Consider the following 4,054-nt stretch of genomic DNA (forward strand, 5'->3'; position numbering starts at 1 on the left):
GTAGCGACGCACTCGCACCACCAGTGTCACCGGTCTCCAGCCCGAGGGCTCGTGGGCGAGGCGACGGACCACGGTGTCGCGGGGGATCCCTTCGCACCCACACTCGCGACACCACCGGTCATCGTCCACCACCCGGCAGGCCACCTCGCAGCGATCCGGGAGGACTCTCTGGCCCACCACCACGAGGCCGAGGTCATCCAGGCGGGCGAACGTGGTCAGATCGGGGGCAGCAAAGGTAGCGTGGGACACGTCGGGGTCTTTCAGATGGGCAGCGTAGGAACTCCCATCATCGGAAGACCCCGACCCTCACACCCACCCCGACACGCCAGCCAGACTCAACCCCCCGCTACACCCCGGATCGCGAAGAGCCGCCTGACCTTGGTTGCACAAAACTTCGACGGAGAGCAGAATATCGTCTGCGGTCGGGTCTCCGCGCCGCGCGGATCTTCCCACGATTCGCCACCTCTCCTCTGAAGGAGCGTTCCATGACGTGGTTGCTTGGTGGAATTCCTATGCACCCCCTTTTTGTCCATGCGGCAGTCGTCCTGATCCCCATCGTTGCGCTCCTCGCAATTGCGGCGGCGTGGAACACGAGAACGCGTGATTGGCTCGGTATCGCATTCCCGATCATTGCAAGCCTGACACTCGTGGCGGCAGCCTTCACCTCGGCATCGGGCGAGGCCCTGGCCACACAAGTCGAGCAGACAGCGGCCGTCACCGCCCACACCAGCATCGCTGATCTCGCCGTGGCAGCAGGATTCCTGCTGTTCCTCATCTCATGGGTGCAATGGGTGTGGATTCACAATTACACCACTGTGCGCCCAGGCCACACACAAGCACGCGTCACCAATCCGCAGACCATTCGCCGGTGGACGACCGTGATCTCGATCGTGCAGACGGTCATCGCAGTCTTTGCGCTCGTTGCGATCGTGATCGTCGGCGATACAGGCGCGCGTGCCGTGTGGCAGTAACCTCACGGTCGACGCGACAGTTCAACGGCGACGATGGTGATTTTGAAAACTCTTTGGTCGCGGAGAGAAGCTACGCCAACCGATTCTCGCGTCTCCGGCCGAATCTGCAGTGGCGATTCATTGGGGCATGAAAGGAGCGCTTTCTGGATTGCGCTGAAATTCACGGCTTCAGCGAATGAATTGCTGGTGGACCCACCGGCGTGGCTCTTCGTGACGAGAAAAGATCCTGCCTGACTGGCATGCGTACTATGCGCTTGGGAGTGCGTTGAGGCTCGCCGACGGGGAGGGACGCAGCACCTCGCCGCGACGCCCGACAGGCGGCGCCCGGACGCCCGACGAGACACTGGCGCCCGACGACTGGGCATTTGCCTACAATCGGCGGGTGAGCCAACCTTCTCGGGACGTCCTCTTCGACTTCGATGACGTGCGAGTAGGCGCGATCCTGCACGCCGACCTTGCGATCCCCCCGGGTGTCACCGTCATCTTCGGCCCGTCGGGGGCAGGCAAGACGACGCTCCTGAGGCTCGCGTGCGCCATGCAGGCTCCGAGCAGCGGTACGGTCAGCTTCCGCGGCGAGGACATCGCGCGCGTGGACCCGGTGCTCCTGCGCCGGCGCGTGACGATGGTGACACAGCAGCCATTCCTGTGGCCGGGCACGATCGCCGATGAGCTGTCCATCGCCTGCGTGCTCCAGGGGCGCGGCGCACCGGACCGCGAGCGCATGGGAGAAGTCCTCGCGGTCGTGGGTCTCGACAAGGATCTCGCGGAGGACGCCTCCACCCTCTCGGGCGGGGAACGTCAGCGGGTGGCGCTCGCGCGAGTCCTGTTGGCTGGTCCGGAGGTGTACCTCCTGGACGAACCGACAGCGGCCCTGGATGCGCGGGGCGCGCGCGACTTGGTGCGCCGGGTCGTTGACTGGATCCGTGCGACAGGGGGCGACGTAGTGATGGTGACCCATGATGAAGGGCTGATGGAGATCGGGGACGCCCGTGTCGCGATCCGGGACCATGAGGCGGAGGTCGTGGCATGAACGGGGGTCTTGTTGAAGTCCCGATCTCGGGGCTCGTCGTGGCCGCCCTCGTGGTCGTGGTGATCGCGGCAGCCGTCCAGGCCCTGACGAAACGGGAGGGCGTACGCACGCTGTGGGCGGCTGTCCGGATGACGGCCCAGCTCGTCGTGGTCGGTTTCGTCCTGACGTGGGTGTTTGACAACCCGAACCCGGCGATCACGGTGCTGCTGCTCGCCATCATGATCGGCTTCGGCATCTTCACCGTGTACGGCCAGCATCGGGGTCGGATGAACGCCCGACAGCGGTGGGTGGTGGCGGCGGCCTTGGCCGTCGGGCCGGTGCTCGCGTTGGCCGTCTTCCTTGTCGGGATTGTCCAGATCCCTCAATTCTGGGATCCGCGCTACGTCATCCCGACAGCGGGAATGATCATCGGCAACTCGATGACCGGGGTCAACCTCGCCCTCAACGGGATCCAGAACGGAATGCGGGACCGCCGCAGCGAAGTCGAGCAGGCCCTCTACCTGGGCGCCACCCCGGCGCGGGCCACCAGGGACATCCGCACTGACGCCTTCACCTCGGCCGTCACGCCGACCACGACGAGCATGCTGTCGATGGGCATCATCTTTCTACCGGGGATGATGACCGGGCAGATCCTCTCCGGCGTCGACCCACTCATTGCGGTTGTCTACCAGGCGGTGATCATGGTGGGGATTCTGCTCTCAGTGGTACTGACCTCCGCGATCATCCTCCGGTGGGGGATGGGCGGGTACTTCGACGCAGGTGCTCGACTCATCGCGCCGTCGGACGACCAAAGGTCCTGAATCAGCGGCCTCGGAGACCGGACGCCCGCAGGCGGCTCGTGGCGAGTTGTCGATCCTCTGTCGCCTCTGGCCTGAGTTCGGTCATTTCGTTAGTGCCTGACGCCGGGGTTGAGGGCGTCGAGGATGACCTGACGGTCTGGGTCGATTTGGGGTGGGATGGTCTGGATGGCGCCGTTGATGGCGATGGTTGCGGAGCGCAGCGGGCGGAGCTGGCGGATGAGGTTGCGGATCGCCAGGCCGGAACGGTTCTGGGCGGTGCGGGCCACCGCGAGAGCGGTGAACACGATGGTCAAATGGGCGTCGATCGCGTCCTTGGTCCTGACGAACATGGGCCGGGCGGCGAGGTCGGTCTTGGACATCCGGAAGGACTGCTCCACGTGCCACAGGTCGTGGTAGTTGGAGATGACCTCGCCCGCAGTCATGACACTGGCGGGGATGTTCGTGACGTAGCCCTTCAATCCGACGAGCTTGCGGGCCCGGGCCAGGGCAGCCTCGTCCAGGCTCCGCGCCCCGTTGCTGGTCGTGACGAACCTGGGGGTCCGGGTCGCCTTCTCCCCGGCGATGACGGCCCGAGCCCGGTTCTCCTGCGCGGTCAGGGTGTGCCCGTCCCGGGCGGCCCGCTTGCGGGAGTAGACCCACACCGCCCGCCACGACCCAGGATGCGTCGCCAGGTCCCACACCGGCTCGGCGCGCAGCAGCTTGTTGTTCTCACTCCTGTGCCCGGTCTTGGGGGTGATGGTGTCGATGACCTGCCCGTCTGTGAAGGCGTCCCCGTGCCACCGGAAGTGGGACTCCAAGTCGATCGGTGCCTTCGTCACCCGGGAGCCCACGATGAAGGAGAACCCGGCCTCGTCAAGCTCCCGCAGGTTCTTCGCGGACAGCATCCCGGCGTCCGCGACGACGACCATGTTCTCGATCTGGTGGCGGGCGTGGAACTGCTTGACGATCGGGATGATCGTCTTCGTCTCGGCCTTGTTTCCCTCGAAGAAGCCGATCTCGAGGGGGAACCCCTGCCGGTCCACCAGCAACCCGACCACGATTTGCGGGTCCACCCGGCGTTCTTTCGAGAAGCCGACCTTGCGGAGGTCGTCTTCCTTCTCCGCCTCGAAATACAAGGTGGTGACGTCGTACAAACACAGGGAGACATCCCCGGCGCTCAGTGCGTGGGTGAAACACAGGGACGCGAGCTGGTCACGGTACTTCCCCGACGCGCACCGGGCCAGGGTGCGGCGCATGGTCTTCTCACTGGCCGG

General features: G+C 65.4%; 4 protein-coding genes and 1 pseudogene. 3 read left to right on the forward strand and 2 right to left on the reverse strand.

Annotated features, from left to right (window positions below):
• Window positions 1–249 (reverse strand): annotated as a pseudogene (locus VB080_RS15905) (ISL3 family transposase); the annotation flags it as partial.
• Window positions 250–485: 236 nt separating this feature from the next.
• On the opposite strand from VB080_RS15905, the gene VB080_RS15910 reads away from it, so the two are divergent.
• The 3 genes from VB080_RS15910 (at window position 486) to VB080_RS15920 (ending at window position 2,801) form a co-directional block, all read left to right on the forward strand.
• Window positions 486–971, forward strand: a complete 486-nt coding sequence (locus VB080_RS15910) for a DUF2231 domain-containing protein (RefSeq protein WP_157773968.1) — start codon at window positions 486–488, stop codon at window positions 969–971.
• Between the two features lie 382 nt (window positions 972–1,353).
• Window positions 1,354–2,001: an ABC transporter ATP-binding protein gene (locus VB080_RS15915; RefSeq protein ID WP_323419426.1), complete on the forward strand. Its 648-nt coding sequence runs from the start codon at window positions 1,354–1,356 to the stop codon at window positions 1,999–2,001.
• Window positions 1,998–2,801, forward strand: coding sequence for an ABC transporter permease (locus VB080_RS15920; RefSeq protein ID WP_182050054.1), 804 nt, complete (start codon window positions 1,998–2,000; stop codon window positions 2,799–2,801). The genes VB080_RS15915 and VB080_RS15920 overlap by 4 nt, the downstream gene beginning before the upstream one ends.
• Before the next feature lie 89 nt (window positions 2,802–2,890).
• Here VB080_RS15920 and VB080_RS15925 read toward each other — a convergent pair.
• Window positions 2,891–4,054 (reverse strand): IS1634 family transposase (locus tag VB080_RS15925; RefSeq protein ID WP_323419427.1); only part of this gene is annotated, 1,164 nt, incomplete at its 5' end.

The sequence above is a fragment of the Propionicimonas sp. genome (genome assembly GCF_034927565.1).
GTDB lineage: Bacteria > Actinomycetota > Actinomycetes > Propionibacteriales > Propionibacteriaceae > Propionicimonas.

Bases quoted from the DNA above. Each gene is read 5' to 3' on its own strand.
- VB080_RS15910 (WP_157773968.1), top strand. From the start codon at position 486: ATGACGTGGTTGCTTGGTGGAATTCCTATGCACCCCCTTTTTGTCCAT.
- VB080_RS15920 (WP_182050054.1), top strand. From the start codon at position 1,998: ATGAACGGGGGTCTTGTTGAAGTCCCGATCTCGGGGCTCGTCGTGGCC.